We start from the raw sequence: 17,113 nt of genomic DNA, 5'->3' as shown, positions 1-17,113 counted from the left end.
TGTTATGGCTACGCATGGGATGGTGTTGTTTGGGCATGGCGCGCGGGATGTGCGCTGGCGCGAGCCGTTTGAGAGGCTCGCAGAGAAGGTTCGCGCTGCGCGCGGTTCTGATGCTGAGGCTGGACCGGTTTTGTTGGCCTTTCTTGAGTTGATGGAGCCGGATTTGCCTACGGCTGTGGGGGCTCTTGTCTCCGACGGGTGTTCTGTTGTGACTGTTGTGCCTGTGTTTTTTGGGCAAGGCGGGCATGTTCGCAGAGATCTGCCGGAGGTGATCGAGCGGTGTCGTGGGGTGTATCCTGCGGTTGAGATTACGTGCGCTACGGCAGTTGGTGAGGATGAGGCGGTGTTGGACGCTGTCGCTGAGTATTGCCTTCGGCAGGTTTGAATTTTTTCCTCGCGGGGCGGTGGTTTTACACCCGCGGTGTTGGTGTTTTCTTCTTTTTTCTGCCGGCGCGGCGCTTGCTTGTCTGTGTGCCTGCGGCGTTGGCCTTTCCGTGAATTGTTTGCATGCTCGTGGTTGTTGTCTGCTTGCCTACGGCGTTGGCCTCTCCTTGATTTCTTATTGGTTTATTAGCGTTGCCCCTGTGCGGGGCGGCACCTACTTTTCTTTGCCGCCGCAAAGAAAAGATAGGCAAAAGAAAGCGGCTCGAACCCCCTGCTAAGCGGGTCTCTCGCACAGTAACGGTAGTGGTGCATCTGGAATCCGTGCCCTCGCACCTTCAGCGATAGTGACAAAGGACTCATCAGCTCCCACTCCGCACTGCGTGCGTCGCGGATGGGTATGCGTGGGAAACCACCGGCTTTGTTTCCGCGCGGTGGGAGCCATCGGCTTCGCCTCGGCGAGGCACCCGTGCATCTCGAAGGCGAGTTCCACAAGCGGTCGTGGTGCCGATCAAAATGCGAGAGCGAAACCGCATCGGTCGGTTGGTGAAGTACGCGTCGGCGCGCGCAGCGCCGCCGGAAGTATGACGCCCGTGTCACCAGGGCTGAATGCGCGAGAACACAGATTCCAGATGCACCGCTGCCGTTACTGTGCGAGAGACCCGCTAAGCAGGGGCTTCGAGCCGCTTTCTTTGCTTATCTTTCTTTGCGGCGGCAAAGAAAGTAAGTGCCGCCCCGCACAGGGGCAACACTAATAGACCACTAACAATTCAGGGAAAGGCCAACGCCATAGGCGGACAGACGGAACAAGCGCCACGAAGGCAAAAACCAAACCTTAAGCCGCAACCAAAATCCCATCCGCGGAGCGGACGACCCGCTGCCGAGCAGCAAAAGCCTCCCCGATCATCAGAAGACTAGGCTGCGAAGCATCCAGCCACTGCTGAGCCTCACCGCAGGCGAGTTCCGAAAGCGTGAGCGTGAGCATCCGCTCACGAGCCGTACTACAGGCTTCGACGATCGCCACCGGAGTCGCCCCATCGCGCCCAGCGTCAATCAACTCCTGCGCGATCTCAGGTCCACTATCCCGCCCCATGTAAAACACGAGTGAATCAGCATTCACCTGCTCACGAATCGCCGCAGTATCCGCCGCCCGGCTATGCGTAGCCAACGCCACACTGCGAGATACACCGCGAAGCGTCAATGACCGCTTTAACGTTGCCGCACTAGCCAGCGCCGCCGTAATCCCAGGCACCACCTCATACTCAACCCCTGCAGCTTCCAGCGCCCGCATCTCTTCATCGGCACGCCCAAACAACATCGGATCGCCACCCTTCAGACGCACCACGACGTCGTGCTCCAAAGCGGCATCCACAATCTGCTTGTTGATGAACTGCTGCGCCGTCGACAACTGCCCACAGCGCTTGCCCACCGCTATCCGCCGCGCGTGGGACGGCGCGTAGTCGAGCATCGCGGGTTCGACGAGCGCGTCATGCAACACGACATCCGCCATGCCAAGCAGCCGCGCGCCCCGAACCGTGATGAGATCCGCGGCCCCTGGCCCTGCACCGATCAGATACACCTTACCCATTCGCCTCAACCCCATTCGTCCGGTTCGTGCAAAACCCAAAGCGCGACAGCGCGTCAGTCACCTACTCAGCGACTCAAGCTGAAAACGCCCGAATCATCCCAGCCGCGACGGTGTGATGCGTCGCTTCATCGATCAGCACGAATGCGCCCGTGCCCTGATGCGAGTCGTACACGTCGCACACCAGCGGCTTTTGCAACGTCAGCGAAACGCGGCCGATGTCGTTCATCGTCAGGTCCTTGCGATCGGTCGCCTGCGACAGCGTATGCACGTCGAGCACTTCCTTGATCGCGCCGATCCGAGCGAACACCGTGTTGGTGGCCTGCTTCAGCAAGTACTTGCGTTGCGTCGACAGCGGCGTGTCGTCGAACCAGCACAGATCGGCTTCCAGCTTCTTCGCCGGCTCCGGCGCCGCTTCGCTCAACACGAAGGTATCGCCACGCGACACGTCGACGTCTTCCGCCAAACGGATCGTCACGGTTTGCCCCGCAAACGCGCGGTCCACTGCTGCCGTGCCGCCAATCACTGGCGCAATGATCTCGGCGACCGTTGCTTCGCGGTTCGCCGGCAGCACGACGATCGTGTCGCCGACCTTGACCTCACCCGCTTCGACACGGCCCATGTAGCCACGGAAATCGTCGGCCTGGCTGCCGTCCTGACGCGCGACCCATTGCACCGGGAAACGCAGCGCCTGGCCCGTCGGAACATCGACCGGCAACGCCTCGAGCAAATCGAGCAGCGGCTCGCCGGCGTACCACGGCATGCTTTCGCTAGCCGTCACGATGTTGTCGCCCTTGAGTGCCGACACCGGCACGAAACGCACATCGTCCAGACCCAGTTGGCGCGCGAGTTCGACATACGCATCGCGAATCTCGTTGAAGCGCGTTTCGCTGTAGTCGACGAGGTCCATTTTGTTGATCGCGACGATCGCGTGCTGCAGGCCGAGCAGCTTCACGATCGCGCTATGACGCTTGGTTTGTGGCAGCAGTTGCGCCACGCCGTCGACGAACGTCACACGGGTCGCGTCGACCAGGATGATCGCTGCGTGCGCGGTCGATGCGCCCGTCACCATGTTGCGCGTGTATTGCTCGTGCCCCGGCGTGTCGGCAATGATGAACTTGCGCTTCGCCGTTGCGAAATAGCGGTAGGCCACGTCGATCGTGATGCCCTGTTCGCGTTCGGCTTCGAGGCCGTCCGTCAGCAGCGACAGATCGATTTCATCGCCAACGGTACGCTTATTCTTTGCGCGCGACAGTGCCGAGAGCTGGTCGGAAAGCACTGCCTTGCTGTCGTACAGCAGGCGGCCGATCAACGTGCTCTTGCCGTCGTCGACGCTGCCCGCAGTAATAAAACGCAGCACGCCGAGGTCTTCTGGTTGGTGAATACCGCTCATGATTGTCTTGCCCTCTGTCGATCGGAGTTAGCGCAAAGCACTTACTCCGATCCCATGCAACTTGTTGCGGTCGATCGGAGTTAGGGCGAAGCACTAACTCCAGTCCCGTATTAGAAATAACCTTGCTTCTTACGCTGTTCCATCGCGGCTTCGGAAACCTGATCGTCCATCCGCGTCGCGCCGCGCTCCGTGATCTCAGTCACGGCCGTTTCGGCGATGATCTTCTCGAGATCATCGGCATCGCTTTCCACCGGGCACGTGCAGCTGATATCGCCCACAGTGCGGAAACGCACCAGCGCAGTTTCGCTAGTCTCGCCTTCACGCATCGGCGTGAGCGGCGTGACCGGCACGAGCAGGCCGTTGCGGCGCACGATCTCGCGTTGATGCGCGTAATAGATCGACGGCAGTTCGAGTTGTTCGCGGGCGATGTATTGCCACACGTCGAGTTCGGTCCAGTTCGAGATCGGGAACACACGCAGATGTTCGCCGTTATGCAGACGCGCGTTATACAGGCTCCACAGTTCCGGGCGCTGTGCCTTCGGATCCCATTGGCCGAATTCGTCGCGGAACGAGAAGATCCGTTCTTTTGCGCGAGCCTTTTCTTCGTCGCGACGTGCGCCGCCGATCAACGCGGTGTACTCGTGTTCCGCGATCGTTTCGAGCAGCGTCACGGCTTGCGCAGCGTTGCGCGAATCCAGTTCGCGGCGCAGCCGCACAGTGCCGCGCTTGATCGAATCTTCGACGTGACCCACCACCAGTTCAGCGCCGATCTCTTTCGCGCGGCGATCGCGGAAGTCGATCACTTCGTCGTAGTTGTGGCCGGTGTCGATATGCACGAGCGGGAACGGCAGCACGGTCTTGCGATTCGCGCCAATGCCGAAGGCCTTCAGCGCGAGGTGCAGCACCACGACCGAATCCTTGCCGCCCGAAAACAGCAGTGCGGGCTTGCTGCATTCGGCGACCAGTTCGCGCAGGATGTGAATCGACTCGGCTTCGAGCCAATCGAGGTGATCCATCCGGTTCGCCGTGTTGGTAAGCGGTGCATTCACAGTGGAATCGAGCGTGGTGCTCATGTTTGGGTCCTTCGTTGATTCGCGTCGCAAGCGGTTGTCTGCGACGCGGAAGTATTCAAATCGGTATGTGCGGCGTTCAGGCCAAAAACCAAGGCCTGAACCGCCTGAATGCTTTATGCCGAACCGTTCTCGCTGCTGCTGACGGGGATCGGCGTAATCGTCGTGATGTGCAGCCCACATTCCTTCGTATCGCGCGACTCCCACCACCAGCGCCCTGCCCGGCTGTCTTCACCGGGACGGATCGCGCGGGTACAAGGCTCGCAGCCGATGCTCGGGTAACCACGCGCATGCAGCGGATTGACCGGCACGTCCAACGCTTTCAGATAGTCCCACACGTCAGCTTCGGTCCAGTCCGTCAGCGGATTGAACTTGGCGATATTGCGCGCCGCATCGTGCTCTTCCTCGTGCAGTTCGGCGCGCGTCACCGACTGCTCGCGGCGCTGCCCTGTCACCCATGCGCTGACGTCCGACAGCGCGCGGTTCAACGGCTCAACCTTACGGATTTCGCAGCAACGCTTGCGCAGATCGACGCTTTCGTAAAACGCGTTCAGACCATGCGAACCGACATATTCTTCAACCGCCGCAGATTGCGGATGAAACTGCTCGATATCATACCCGTAGCGCTCTTTCACGCGATCAAGCATCCCGAGCGTTTCTGCATGCAAACGGCCCGTGTTCAGCGAGAAAATGCCGATCTTCACGCCGCGCGACAGAATCGCGTGCGTGAGCAGCATGTCTTCCGCTGCGAGGCTGCTGGCGAGCTTCACGTTCGCGTGACGCGCGGCGATCGAGTCGAGCAGCGCATCGAGGCGCTCGACCTTCGCAGCGAGCGCCGGCGTGAGCGATTGGACGTCGCTCATGCCGAGACCTTTGCCAGTTCGCCCGCTTCGCGGCGACGGAACAGCGGCGACGAGTTCACGGCGCCCTGATAGTTGAAGCTGAATTCGTCGAAGGCCTTGAGCGCGTCGTCGAAGTCTTTGTCTTCACGCAGTGCATACGCGTCGAAGCCACAGCGGAACATGAACGTCAGTTGATCGCGCAACACGTCGCCGATCGCACGCAGTTCGCCCTTGTAGCCATAACGCTCGCGCAACAGGCGGCCGATGCTATAGCCACGGCCGTCGCGGAACACCGGGAAATCCACGCCGATCAGCGCGATCGTGTCGAAGTCGCCGACGATATCCGCCGGTTCGCTATCCGGCGCGAGCCACACGCCGATTTCAGCAGCGCTGCGCGAAGCGATCAGCGCATCGCGCTCAGTCTGCCACAGCGCGAGCGGCACCAGCACTTTACCGGCCGGCAAGGCATCGACTGCGGGCAGCGTGCCGTCTTCAGCGGCGCGCACCACCGTCCAGTCATCGTTGACGATCGCGCGGTTCTTGATGATAGAAGCCATCTGTTCAGTATCCTTTTCGCAGTTACGCGTGAGCCGGTTGACGCGAGGCGTACACGCGTTCCTTGAACGGGGTCATGCCGATGCGGTTGTACGTTTCGACGAAGCGTTCGCCTTCGTGGCGGTTTTCCACGAACGTATCGATCACCTTGCTGATCACGTCCGGCATTTCTTCGGCCGAGAACGACGGGCCGATCACACGGCCGAGATGCGCGCCGGTGGCGCCCGTACCCTGCTCGCCGCCGAGCGTCACCTGATACCACTCCGAGCCGTCCTTATCGACGCCCAGAATGCCGATGTTGCCGACGTGGTGGTGACCGCAGGCATTGATACAGCCCGAGATGTTCAACGACACGTCGCCGAGGTCGTACACGTAGTCGAGATCGCTGAAACGTTCCTGAATCGCCAGCGCGATCGGAATCGACTTCGCATTCGCGAGCGAGCAGAAATCGCCGCCCGGGCACGCAATGATGTCGGTCAGCAAACCGATGTTCGGCGTCGCGAAACCTTGCGCCTTAGCCTTTTCCCACAGCGCGAACAGGTCACGCTTCTTCACGTTCGCGAGAATCAGGTTCTGTTCGTGCGACACACGGATTTCGCCGAGCGAGTATTCGTCGGCCCAATCGGCGACCGCTTCCATCTGCGCGTCGGTGGCATCACCCGGGGCAATCGTGGTCGGCTTCAGCGACAACGTGACGGACGAATAACCCTCTACCTTGTGCGGACGCACGTTACGTTCGACCCAACGGGCGAACGCACGGTTTTCCAGCAAATGCTTTTCGAACGATGCATCCGTGTCGGCCAGCTTTTCATACACAGGCGGCTGGAAGTATTGCGACACGCGGTCGACTTCCGCTTGCGTCAGCGTCGACGGACCGTCCTTCAGGTGTTGCCATTCTTCTTCGACCTGCGCCGAGAATTTCTCCGGGCTCAAGGCCTTCACGAGAATCTTGATACGCGCCTTGTACATGTTGTCGCGGCGGCCATAGCGGTTATACACACGCAGCACGGCTTCGCAGTAGGTCAACAGGTGTTGCCACGGCAGATCTTTACGGATGATCGCGCCAATGATCGGGGTACGGCCCATGCCGCCGCCGGCCAGGATGTCGGCCACCAGCTCGCCCTGCTCGTTCTTCTTCAGATACACGCCCATGTCGTGAATCTGCACGGCAGCGCGGTCTTCCTTCGAACCCGACACGGCGATCTTGAACTTACGCGGCAGCCAGGCGAATTCCGGGTGGAACGTCGACCATTGGCGCAGGATTTCTGCCCAGGGACGCGGATCGACCACTTCATCCGGCGCCACACCGGCGAACTGGTCGGCCGTGATGTTACGGATACAGTTGCCCGAGGTCTGGATGCCGTGCATCTGGACGGCCGCGAGCTTACGCAGGATTTCCGGCGTTTCTTCGAGCTGGATCCAGTTGTACTGGATGTTCGAGCGCGTCGAGAAATGGCCGTAGCCGCGGTCGTGCACACGCGCGATCTCCGCCAGCACGCGCATCTGGTCGCTGCGCAGGTTGCCGTACGGAATCGCGATGCGGTGCATGTACGCGTGACGCTGCATGTACAGGCCGTTCTGCAGGCGCAGCGGACGGAACTCCTCTTCGCTCAATTCGCCCGACAAGCGGCGGCGAACCTGATCGGCGTATTGCGCGACCCGCTCATCGACGATGGTCTGGTCGTACTGATCGTATTGGTACATTTGGGGACCCCACAATTTGCGTGACACACGGCGGTCCGGTTCCGCCGCGGCTTGAATACCTCTGTTTGTCAGGTCAGGCGAATGAGGGTTTAGACCCATCTCTCATTTGCTTATGACAAATACAGATATCCATATTGAAAAAGATGGACAGATCGTAATAAACTCGCCTTATATTTCAAACGACTAAAAAATTCTTTTGATATGCGGAGAGGTTATATATGAACCTGCATCAATTCCGCTTCGTCCGCGAGGCTGTGCGGCAGAATTTCAATCTGACCGAAGCGGCCAAAGCCCTGTTTACAAGCCAGCCGGGCGTCTCCAAGGCGATCATCGAGCTGGAAGACGAGCTGGGCGTCGAAATCTTCACCCGGCACGGCAAGCGCGTGCGCTCGCTGACCGAGCCGGGGCGCATCATTCTTCAGTCGGTTGAGAAGATTCTGCAGGAAGTGGAGAGCCTGAAGCGGGTCGGTAAAGATTACGCAGCCCAGGATCAGGGCAATCTGGTGATCGCCGCCACCCACACCCAGGCACGCTACTCACTTCCGGCCGCCATCGCCGAATTCAAGAAGCGCTTCCCCAAAGTTCACCTTTCAATTCTGCAAGGCAGCCCAACCCAGGTCGCCGAGATGGTGATCCACGATCAGGCCGATCTCTGCATCGCCACCGAAGCGATCGCTAACTATAAGGAGCTGGTCTCGCTTCCCTGCTTCCAGTGGCACCACGTCGCCGTGATGCAACCGGATCATCCGCTACTCGACCGCAAACTTTTGTCACTGGATGATCTGAGCCAGTATCCACTGATTACCTACGACAACGCGTTCGCCGGCCGCACCAAGATCAACGAGGCGTTCCGCCTGCGCGGCTTGCATCCGGACATCGTGCTGGAGGCGATCGACGCTGACGTGATCAAAACCTACGTCGAACTGGGCCTGGGCGTCGGCATTATGGCGGACATCGCGTTCAACGCCGAGCGCGACCGCCACCTGCGGGCGATGCCGGTCGGCCACCTGTTCGGCAGCAACGTGACGCGAGTCGCGCTGAAACAGGGTGCCTATTTGCGCAGCTATGTGTATACGCTCGTCGAACTGCTGTCGCCGAGCATGAACCGCAAGCTGATCGAACAGGCGCTCAAAGGCGAGCACGAAACCTACGAACTTTGATATCACCCCGCTTCCCGCTACGGAGACCCTTCGATGACGTCGTATAAGAAAAAAATCAGCGGCCTCGCCGCTCTTGGCGCGCTCATGCTCGCCACCGCAGCACAGGCCGACATCAAGGTCGGCATCGATCTGTCGAGCACCGGCCCTGCGGCCGCGATCGGCATCACCAGCAAGAACGCGATGCTGATGTGGCCGGCCACGATCGCCGGCCAGAAAGCCGACTACATCTTCCTCGACGACGGCTCCGATCCGGGCAACGCGGTGCGCAACATTCGCAAGCTGATCAATGAAGACCACGTCGATGTGATCGTCGGCCCGAATATCACGCCGGCGGCGATGGCCGCGCTCGATCCGGTCGCCGAAAGCCAGACGCCGATGATCACGCTGATCGGCTCGGCGAGCGTGGTCGAGCCGCAGGAAGGCAAGAAGGTGTGGGCCTACAAGATGGCGCAGACCGACAGCGCGATGGCCGACGTGATGACGCGCTACATGTCGAACCATAACGTGAAGACGGTGGGCTTCATCGGTTTCGCGGACGGCTACGGCGAAAGCTGGCTCAACGAATTCAGCAAGTTCGCGGCCCTGCGTCATATCCAGTTGGTGGCGACGGAACGCTATAACCGCACCGACGCCAGCGTCACCGGCCAGATCCTCAAGCTGATGGCCGCCAAGCCCGACGCGATCCTGATCGCCGGCGCCGGCACGCCGACCGTGCTGCCGCAGCGCACCCTGATCGAACGCGGCTTCAAAGGCCCGATCTATCAGACGCACGGCATCGCCACGCCCGAGTTCATCAAGCTGGGCGGCAAGGACGTTGAAGGCACGCTTTTCCCGACCCAGCCGGTCGTGGTGGCGCGCACGCTGCCGGCCGATCATCCGGCGAAGAAGGCGGCGCTCGCGTTCACCAACGAATACGAAGCGAAGTACGGCCCGGGAAGCGTGACCCAATTTGCGGGCGATGCAGCAGGCGTGTATCCGCGTTTGCAGGACGCAGTGGCGCGCGCGTTGAAGACGGCGCAGCCGGGCACGCCGGCTTTCCGCGTTGCATTGCGCGACGAACTGGAGCACGCGCATGGGCTGGTCGTGCCGAACGGTGTGGTCAACACCAGCCCGAAGGACCACGTGGGTCTGGATCAGCGCGCAAGCGTGATGGGCATCATCAAGAACGGCAAGTTCGTTTACCTGAGTCAGTGATCGGGTCATGCGTGGCGAGTTCCGTCCCGGTCATCCACGCGCATCCCACTGCCCACAGCCACCATCTGTCGGCCTGAGTTTGTCACCGTTAGTCAATATGCACACCTGCCGCCCGAGCACACCGTTCGGGCGGCGCGCGTCGTGCAAGCTGCGTGTAACATGCTGACGGCCAGCTTGCAGTGAACGGCGAGTCCTGGCTAATTTGCCGATTCCGTGCGAGCGTGGGGCGCCTTGAGACCACCAGGCCGCCGCCGCGTATCGCCAGTTCGTGAAGTCCGTCAGACCGCGCATGCTAAAAACCAGAAAACGCATCATCATCGCCGCCGCCGTGGTTATCGTGATCCTCGCCATCGCGATTGCCCGGGCCATCGGCAAGCGCAGCGCCCCCGCTGCGGCCACCGATCCAGTCTCTTCCGTCATCGAATTCGCGCCGGACGATCTCACCGCCGTCAGCCGCCGCACGCTCTCTGAAACGCTGCCGCTAACCGGTTCGCTGCGCGCGGTCACGCAAGCCGCGGTCAAATCGAAAGTCGCCGGCTCCGCGCTCGGCGTGATGGTGCGTGAAGGCGATTCGGTCAAGACTGGCCAGATCCTCGCGACGATCGACGCCCGCGACTATGTTGCCCGCGCCGAACAGACCCGCGGCCAGATGGCGGCGATGGCCGGCCAACTCGACATCGCCAAACAGACGCTCGACAACAACCGCGTGCTGGTCGAGAAAGGCTTCATTTCGAAAAACGCCTTCGACACCGCTCAAAGTCAGTATCAGATCGCCCGCGCGAATCTCGACGCGGCGAAGGCGGCACTGGCGTCGTCGAATCTGTCTTTGGACGATACCGTCGTGCGCTCGCCGCTCGATGGACAGATCGCCTCGCGCTCGGTTGAACCGGGCGAGAAACTTGCCGTCGATACCAAGCTGTTCGACGTGGTCGATCTACGCACACTCGAACTGGAAGCGCCGGTGCCGGTCGGCGAGATCGGGCGCGTTCGCATCGGCCAGCCGATCCAGATCGCCTTCGACGGTATCGACACCCCCATCCAGGGCGCGATCACACGCATCAACCCGGCCGCGCAAGCCGGCTCCCGTTCGATCATGGTGTATGTGCAGGTCGCCAACCCGACGGGCACGCTGCGGGTCGGCATGTTCGGCACCGGCACGATCTCGGTCGGCAGCCGGCAGAACGTGCTGGTCGTCCCGGCCACTGCCATCCGTACGGACGGCACGGCCCACAGCGTCTATGCGCTCGCCAATGGCAAGCTGGTCGAGCAGCCAGTACAGACCGGCGCGACCGGCGATGCAGATGGCGACACATGGACCGAGATCGTCGGCGGTCCATTGGCGCCTGGCCAGCAGATCGTGAAGAACAATCTCGGCTCATTGCGGATCGGCAGCACGGTACATGTGGTGCAGCCCGCTCAGCCCGCCCAGGCTGTACCGCAAGCGGCTAGCGTGCCGAGCGCCCCGAGCACCATTAGCGCGCGCTGACCGGAGCCCCTGCCTATGTGGTTCACCCGCATCAGCATCGGCAACCCGGTGCTCGCCACGATGATGATGATGGCGCTTCTCGTCATCGGTCTGTTCTCTTATCAGCGGCTCAAGGTCGATCAGTTCCCGGACATCGCGTTCCCCGTCGTGGTCGTGCAGACCGCGTATCCGGGGGCGTCGCCGGAATCGGTCGAGTCGGACGTCACCCGCAAGATCGAGGAAGCGGTCAACACGATCAGCGGCATCGACGAAATCACCTCGCGTTCATACGACGCGCAGTCGGTCGTGATCGTGCAATTCGATCTTTCGGTGGATGCGGTGCAAGCCGCCCAGGACGTGCGCGACAAGATCGCACTGATCCGCCCCGATCTGCGTGACGGCGTAAAGGACCCGCGTGTGCTGCGCTATGACCCGTCGGATATGCCGATCATCACGGTGGCTATCTCGAACGCGCCGGGTGCGTCGTTGTCCACGCGCGATCTCACTACCGTCGCCGATCAGATCGTACGCAAGCGGCTCGAAACGGTACGTGGCGTCGGCTCGGTCTCGCTGGTGGGCGGCGTGAAGCGGCACGTGCAGATCGACGTGAATCCGGAGAAGCTGCAGGCGCTTTCGATCGGCGTCGATCAGGTGATTCGCGCGGTGCAGAACGAGAATCAGGAGATTCCGGCCGGGCCGCTCACGTCGAGCAATGTCGAACAGACCGTGCAAGTCAAAGGCCGCTTCGAGAAACCGGACGACTTCAAACGCATCATCATCGCGCGGCGCGGTGCGCAGTCGGCGATTCCGACTGCTTCATCGGCGACGCAACCGGTCACGCTCGATCAGGTCGCCGACGTGGTGGACGGTCAGCAGGAACCCGACAGCATGGCGTTGCTCAACGGCCAGCGCGCGCTGTTCCTGTCGATCATCAAGGCGCAGGGCGAGAACACTGTCGATGTCGCGCACGGCGTACGTGACGCCGTCGCTCTTCTGCAACCGCAACTACCGCCCGGCGTCAAACTCGACATTACCGACGACTCGTCGATCAACATCGAAGAAAGCGTCAACGAAGTGAAGCGCACCTTGCTCGAAGGCGCGCTGCTGACGGTGCTGATCGTGTTCCTGTTCCTCGGTTCGTGGCGCAGTACGGTGATTACCGGTCTCACCCTGCCGATCGCGCTGATCGGCACCTTCGCGGTGATGTACGCGTGCGGCTTCACCATCAACGTGATCACGCTGATGGCGCTGTCCTTATGCGTCGGCTTGCTGATCGACGACGCGATCGTGGTGCGCGAGAACATCGTGCGGCACGTCCAACTCGGCGCGGACCATCGCACCGCCGCGCTCGACGGCACCAAGGAAATCGCGCTCGCCGTGCTGGCGACCACCTTTTCGATCGTCGCGGTATTTTTGCCGGTGGGCTTCATGGGCGGCATCATCGGCCGCTTCTTCCATCAGTTCGGCATCACGGTGGCCGCCGCCGTGCTGATCTCGATGTTCGTGTCGTTCACGCTCGATCCGATGCTGTCCTCGATCTGGCCCGACCCCGATCTGCACAACGCGGACACCGGCCGCAAAGGCTATCGCTATGGACGCATCATCGAACGTTCCCTGCATCTGTTCGACAGGCAGATCGACCAGCTCACCGCGTTCTATCAGCGCCTGCTCGGCTGGTCGCTGAAACATCGCGCAATCACTTTGGCCGTGGCTGCGGCCACGTTCTTCGGCAGCCTGTTTCTGGTGCCGTTCGTCGGCACCGAGTTCGTGCCGAATGCAGACTTCTCCGAAACGCAGATCGGGTTGAACACGCCGGTGGGCGCCTCGCTCGAAGCCACTTCAGAGAAAGTGAAGCAGGTACAGGCGATTCTCGCCACCTACCCCGAAGTGCGCTTCAGTTACGCGACGGTCAACTCGGGCAACACGCAAGCTAAAAACACCGCGCTAATCACCGTGCGCCTGAAAGACCGGCGCGACCGCACGCGCGGCATGGTCGAATTGAACGACGCATTTCGCGCGCGGCTCGCCTCGGTGGCGGGTGTGTCGATCACCGAAATCGGCATGCCCGACGGCGCCGGCAGCACGAAGGCGATCCAGTTGAGCTTGCAGGGCGACAACATCGACGAACTGCGCCGGCTTTCGGATGCGGCTCAGGCACGGATGGCCAGGATCCCGGGTCTGGTCGACCTCGATTCGAGTCTGAAGGCGGATAAGCCGATCGTCGCAATCAACGTGAAGCGCGAACTGGCGTCCGACCTCGGCGTGGGCGTGGCCGATATCGGTACCGCACTGCGGCCGCTGCTCTCGGGCGATGCCATCAGCACATGGCGCGCGCCCGACGACCAGGACTACGATGTCAGCGTGCGCCTGCCGCGCTCGCAGCGCAAGGACGTCGACGATCTCGCCAGGCTGATGATCGCAACCAACCGCACCGACGCGAACGGTGCACCAGTGCTGGTGCCGCTGCGGCAGATCGCGGATATCGTCAAGACGACCGGACCCGATGTGTTGAACCGGCGCGACCTGCAACGCGAAGTGATGCTGTCGGCGAACGTCAATGGCCGCTCGCCTGGCGAAGTCGCCTCGGACGTCGCCAAGACGCTCGACGCGATGCATCTGCCGGCGGGCTACCACTATCGATTCGAAGGCTCGACCAAGAGCATGAACGAATCCTTCGTGTACGCGGTGGAGGCGCTCGCGCTCGCGGTGATCTTCATCTACATGATTCTCGCGTCGCAGTTCGCGAGCTTTGCGCAGCCGCTCGCGATCATGGCTTCGCTGCCGCTTACGCTGATCGGCGTGCTGATCGCGCTGCTTCTGTTCGGCAGTACGTTGAACATGTTCTCAATTATCGGCTTCGTGATGCTGATGGGTCTGGTGACGAAGAACGCGATTTTGCTGATCGACTTCGCGAATCAGGCTCGGCGCGGCACCCTGCTCGACGCATCCGGCAAGGGCCGCGTCATGGAGCGGCGTGAAGCGCTGCTCGAAGCGGCGCGCGTACGTCTGCGGCCGATTCTGATGACCACGCTGGCGATGATCTTCGGCATGCTGCCGCTTGCAGCGGCGCTCGGCGAAGGCGGTGAGCAACGCGGGCCGCTCGGGCAGACGGTGATCGGCGGGGTGATTACGTCGTCGATTCTGACGCTGGTGGTGGTGCCGGTGGTCTACACGGTGCTGGAGGACTGGGCGGATTGGCTGCGGAAAAAATTCAGCACAGCCAGCACCTTCAAACTGGAGCAATAGCCGCGAATGATCACGCGGACGCCGCGCATCCGGCGTTCGCCGTACTTCCCAATGTACTGTTCAAGAAGAGAGTCGCTCACCGTTCCTGACAAGCTCAAACGCTGCCCGATATGCCTAGGAACGCATTCCGGAAAGCTGACAACGTCCGGTCGGATCCATCGGCGAAGTCGTCCAGCATCTGAACGACGGCACGGGCCAGCATGTCGCGCCTCAGCGTGTCGTACACGGCATCGTCCGAGAGGATTGCCGAGACGGCATCGAACGTTACGCGCGAAGCAATCTGCCGCGATTCGCGGCCTGGCAGCGCCGACGCCGCAAGACCGACATCGAAATCATGCAGCTCAAGCAAGTCTGCACCGTCCACCCAGATGCGATCCGTATTGCCCGCGTCGCAGTAGTTGCGAAGAATCAGAAGCAGGTCCGATGCGTCGGTATTCCTGGCGGCACGCCGGTCGTGCCATGCAAGAATTTTTAGAAGGGCAAGGCACGGCAGGCTCACAACTGGCACTACGAGGCGTTCACCAATGTCCATCTCGACAGACGTATCGACGGCCTCCCGGAACCCGAGAACATTCATCACAACGTCGCCCCGGGGCGGCCAGGTGATCAACCCTTCAGGGGCCTCGAGATCGCCGAACGGAACAAGGTCCAACGGTACCGGCCGACCGACGTCCGGATCATCAAAAACCAGGGTGTGCTGCGCCTTAATGCTCGCCCTGAAGAGTCCTGTCTGCTCGAGCCCGGCAATCAGGGCACCATACGCATCCCAACTGACCGCACAAACCGCAACGTCGACATCGCGCGTGGCACGCTCCGCACGAATGCCGTGCACATGCCAAAGCACTAGATCCCGTGCGGTTGCGCCTGCCACAACAAACTTCACGCCGAGCTGATGCGCGGCCTCCTGGACCCTGGCAAGCAGCGCAGCGGTGACGGGGTGCACGGGCCGCTCCTCGGCAACCTTAAGGCTGGGTAATGTACTGCTCATAGATTTGCGTGGCGACGGAAAGATTTCGGCTGTCGCCTGATGCGACGAGATCCGCGTAGATGAGCAACGGGTGGACTAGCGGCTGGCGGTCAGATGTCACCCACGCACGCTCGAGAGACTCTGGCCAGAACGATTCAAGAATCTCGACATCGCCACGTGGATCAGGGCGCAACCGGGCGCTCAGCAAGAACTGACTGCCAAGCGAAGCACGGCTGTACAGGGTGATGTTCGCGGCCTTCAATTCATGCGTCAGGATATCGGCCGCCGACTCGCCACCGAGTCGAGCGTCGAAACTTGCAAAGTCGAACACGCGCCACCAGTCGGGCGTCGTGCTTGCAAAGCGCCGCGCACCAAGTTTGAATCGCAGGCGGGTCTGATAGAGACTGCTCCACTCGAACACAAATTTCTGCCAGTCCGGAAAGATGCGCTTGCCGCTGCTCTTCAGCGCGACGAGCCCCCGGACCTGCAGATCGTCGATGACCTGGTTCGCCGTGCTCAATGCCACGCCAGAGGCTTGCGCGATAGTTCTATACGGTTGCGAGGCGAGGCCAGGCTGCGTCGCTATCGCGAACATCACCTGCAGTCCTTTGCGCGTGGTGGCACGTCCGGTCTGCGGCCTTTGCAAATGTTGCGGTTTTGGCCGGCCGCTGATCATGACAATACCTTCGGGCTCGCTCAGAAAAGCGTTGCCCGCCGAGTCCAGAAACGGCACGTTCTGCTCGATCAGACGGCCGGCGAGTTCCGGGCCGACGTGGGGCGCGACCAGCATGAGCGGGCGTTGGACCAAACGTGGTTCCGTCGCATGAGGACGATTTTGCGCGAGAAGAATGTTTGCGATATCCACTGCACTTGCCCGTGTTGAGATGAACACGGGCATTTCGAATTTCCGGCCGGATAGGTTGAATTCGATTGCAGCACCGCCGTACGGAACGAGCGTGCGAACCAGCTTCGCCTTGTAGACGCAGGTCGAGCGTCCGAATGCATCGCACGCTTCTTCAAGAATCTGCGTTTCAAGAAACGAATTGGCGGGGCGCGGCATGGTTTGCTCGTGTACGATTTTTATTAATGTACGATAAAATCGTACATATGAAATAAATCGTACAAGCCTCTGCTCGCTACTCGGGGGAATTTGCGCGGGTACCGCACGCGCAATGCCGACACAGCTCACCGACCTCCGACAGGCAGGCGGCGCGGCGGATTGCTGCTAAAGTGCATACCTTCAATTCGCCGTTTCCCCCATCATGCGCACCACCCGAGCCATCCATGCCGTCGAACGGCTGAAAACCCGCAGCGGCAATCCGCTGTTCGCCGCGATCAGCCTGTCCGGCGGCCTGTTTTACCTGGTCGACAAGTCAAGTGGTACGGACAAGAAAGTCTCCGACCCGCTGACGCTCGACGACTTCGTCAAATTCGTTGACGGCTTCGGACCGCCGAAACCGCGCAAGGCGAGCAAGCTCGATATTGCGTTCGAAGCGCAGCTCAAGAAGAGTAAGGGCAACTAGGTAACGCCGCGACTCATTTGACGACCGA

General features: G+C 61.2%; 14 protein-coding genes. 6 read left to right on the top strand and 8 right to left on the bottom strand.

What is annotated here, in order from left to right; translation table 11 throughout:
• The first annotated feature begins 4 nt into the window (after nt 1–4).
• Nucleotides 5–385 carry a sirohydrochlorin chelatase gene (locus PQQ96_RS20010; protein WP_408295459.1) on the top strand — a complete coding sequence of 127 codons (381 nt, stop codon included), beginning with the start codon at nt 5–7 and terminating at the stop codon, nt 383–385.
• Between the two features lie 831 nt (nt 386–1,216).
• On the opposite strand, the gene cobA is transcribed toward PQQ96_RS20010, so the two are convergent.
• From cobA to PQQ96_RS19980, 6 genes are all read right to left on the bottom strand, one after another.
• Nucleotides 1,217–1,969, bottom strand: a complete 753-nt coding sequence (gene cobA, locus PQQ96_RS20005; RefSeq protein ID WP_408295456.1) for a uroporphyrinogen-III C-methyltransferase — start codon at nt 1,967–1,969, stop codon at nt 1,217–1,219.
• A gap of 73 nt (nt 1,970–2,042) precedes the next feature.
• Complete coding sequence (locus PQQ96_RS20000; protein WP_408295453.1) at nt 2,043–3,359, bottom strand: sulfate adenylyltransferase subunit 1; 1,317 nt, start codon at nt 3,357–3,359, stop codon at nt 2,043–2,045.
• A 110-nt stretch (nt 3,360–3,469) separates the two neighbouring features.
• Entirely contained in the window at nt 3,470–4,432 is a 963-nt protein-coding gene (cysD, locus tag PQQ96_RS19995; RefSeq protein WP_054042851.1) for a sulfate adenylyltransferase subunit CysD, read from the bottom strand.
• A gap of 113 nt (nt 4,433–4,545) precedes the next feature.
• A complete protein-coding gene (locus tag PQQ96_RS19990) occupies nt 4,546–5,292 on the bottom strand; it encodes a phosphoadenylyl-sulfate reductase (RefSeq protein ID WP_408295450.1) in 747 nt (248 codons plus the stop codon).
• A complete protein-coding gene (locus PQQ96_RS19985; RefSeq protein ID WP_408295447.1) occupies nt 5,289–5,828 on the bottom strand; it encodes a DUF934 domain-containing protein in 540 nt (179 codons plus the stop codon). Before PQQ96_RS19985 ends, PQQ96_RS19990 begins: the two co-directional genes overlap by 4 nt.
• Nucleotides 5,829–5,850: 22 nt before the next feature.
• Nucleotides 5,851–7,530 (bottom strand): nitrite/sulfite reductase, encoded by a 1,680-nt coding sequence (locus tag PQQ96_RS19980; RefSeq protein ID WP_408295444.1) that lies wholly within the window; start codon nt 7,528–7,530, stop codon nt 5,851–5,853.
• 218 nt (nt 7,531–7,748) lie between these two features.
• Here PQQ96_RS19980 and PQQ96_RS19975 point away from each other — a divergent pair, with 218 nt between their 5' ends.
• The 4 genes from PQQ96_RS19975 to PQQ96_RS19960 all read left to right on the top strand — a co-directional run bounded on the left by PQQ96_RS19975 (nt 7,749) and on the right by PQQ96_RS19960 (nt 14,595).
• Nucleotides 7,749–8,690, top strand: coding sequence for a CysB family HTH-type transcriptional regulator (locus tag PQQ96_RS19975; protein ID WP_408295442.1), 942 nt, complete (start codon nt 7,749–7,751; stop codon nt 8,688–8,690).
• 33 nt (nt 8,691–8,723) lie between these two features.
• On the top strand, nt 8,724–9,884 hold the full coding sequence (locus PQQ96_RS19970) for an ABC transporter substrate-binding protein (RefSeq protein WP_408295439.1): 1,161 nt from the start codon (nt 8,724–8,726) through the stop codon (nt 9,882–9,884).
• Nucleotides 9,885–10,173: 289 nt separating this feature from the next.
• Nucleotides 10,174–11,370, top strand: coding sequence for an efflux RND transporter periplasmic adaptor subunit (locus PQQ96_RS19965; protein WP_408295436.1), 1,197 nt, complete (start codon nt 10,174–10,176; stop codon nt 11,368–11,370).
• A gap of 15 nt (nt 11,371–11,385) precedes the next feature.
• A complete protein-coding gene (locus tag PQQ96_RS19960; protein WP_408295433.1) occupies nt 11,386–14,595 on the top strand; it encodes an efflux RND transporter permease subunit in 3,210 nt (1,069 codons plus the stop codon).
• Between the two features lie 94 nt (nt 14,596–14,689).
• Here the strand turns inward: PQQ96_RS19960 and PQQ96_RS19955 are convergent, their stop codons facing one another.
• A complete protein-coding gene (locus tag PQQ96_RS19955; RefSeq protein WP_408295431.1) occupies nt 14,690–15,583 on the bottom strand; it encodes a nucleotidyl transferase AbiEii/AbiGii toxin family protein in 894 nt (297 codons plus the stop codon).
• The gene (locus PQQ96_RS19950) at nt 15,558–16,622 is read right to left on the bottom strand and encodes a type IV toxin-antitoxin system AbiEi family antitoxin (protein ID WP_408295428.1); all 1,065 of its coding nucleotides are present in this window, start codon (nt 16,620–16,622) and stop codon (nt 15,558–15,560) included. Before PQQ96_RS19950 ends, PQQ96_RS19955 begins: the two co-directional genes overlap by 26 nt.
• Before the next feature lie 202 nt (nt 16,623–16,824).
• Here PQQ96_RS19950 and PQQ96_RS19945 point away from each other — a divergent pair, with 202 nt between their 5' ends.
• A complete protein-coding gene (locus PQQ96_RS19945; RefSeq protein WP_408295425.1) occupies nt 16,825–17,085 on the top strand; it encodes a hypothetical protein in 261 nt (86 codons plus the stop codon).
• Nucleotides 17,086–17,113: the final 28 nt, after the last annotated feature.

The sequence above is a fragment of the Paraburkholderia sediminicola genome (assembly GCF_046027825.1).
In the GTDB taxonomy this organism is placed as follows: Bacteria; Pseudomonadota; Gammaproteobacteria; order Burkholderiales; family Burkholderiaceae; genus Paraburkholderia; species Paraburkholderia sediminicola_D.
The sequence above is the reverse complement of the archived record's forward strand: the minus strand, read 5'-3'. Positions and strand labels throughout refer to the sequence as shown.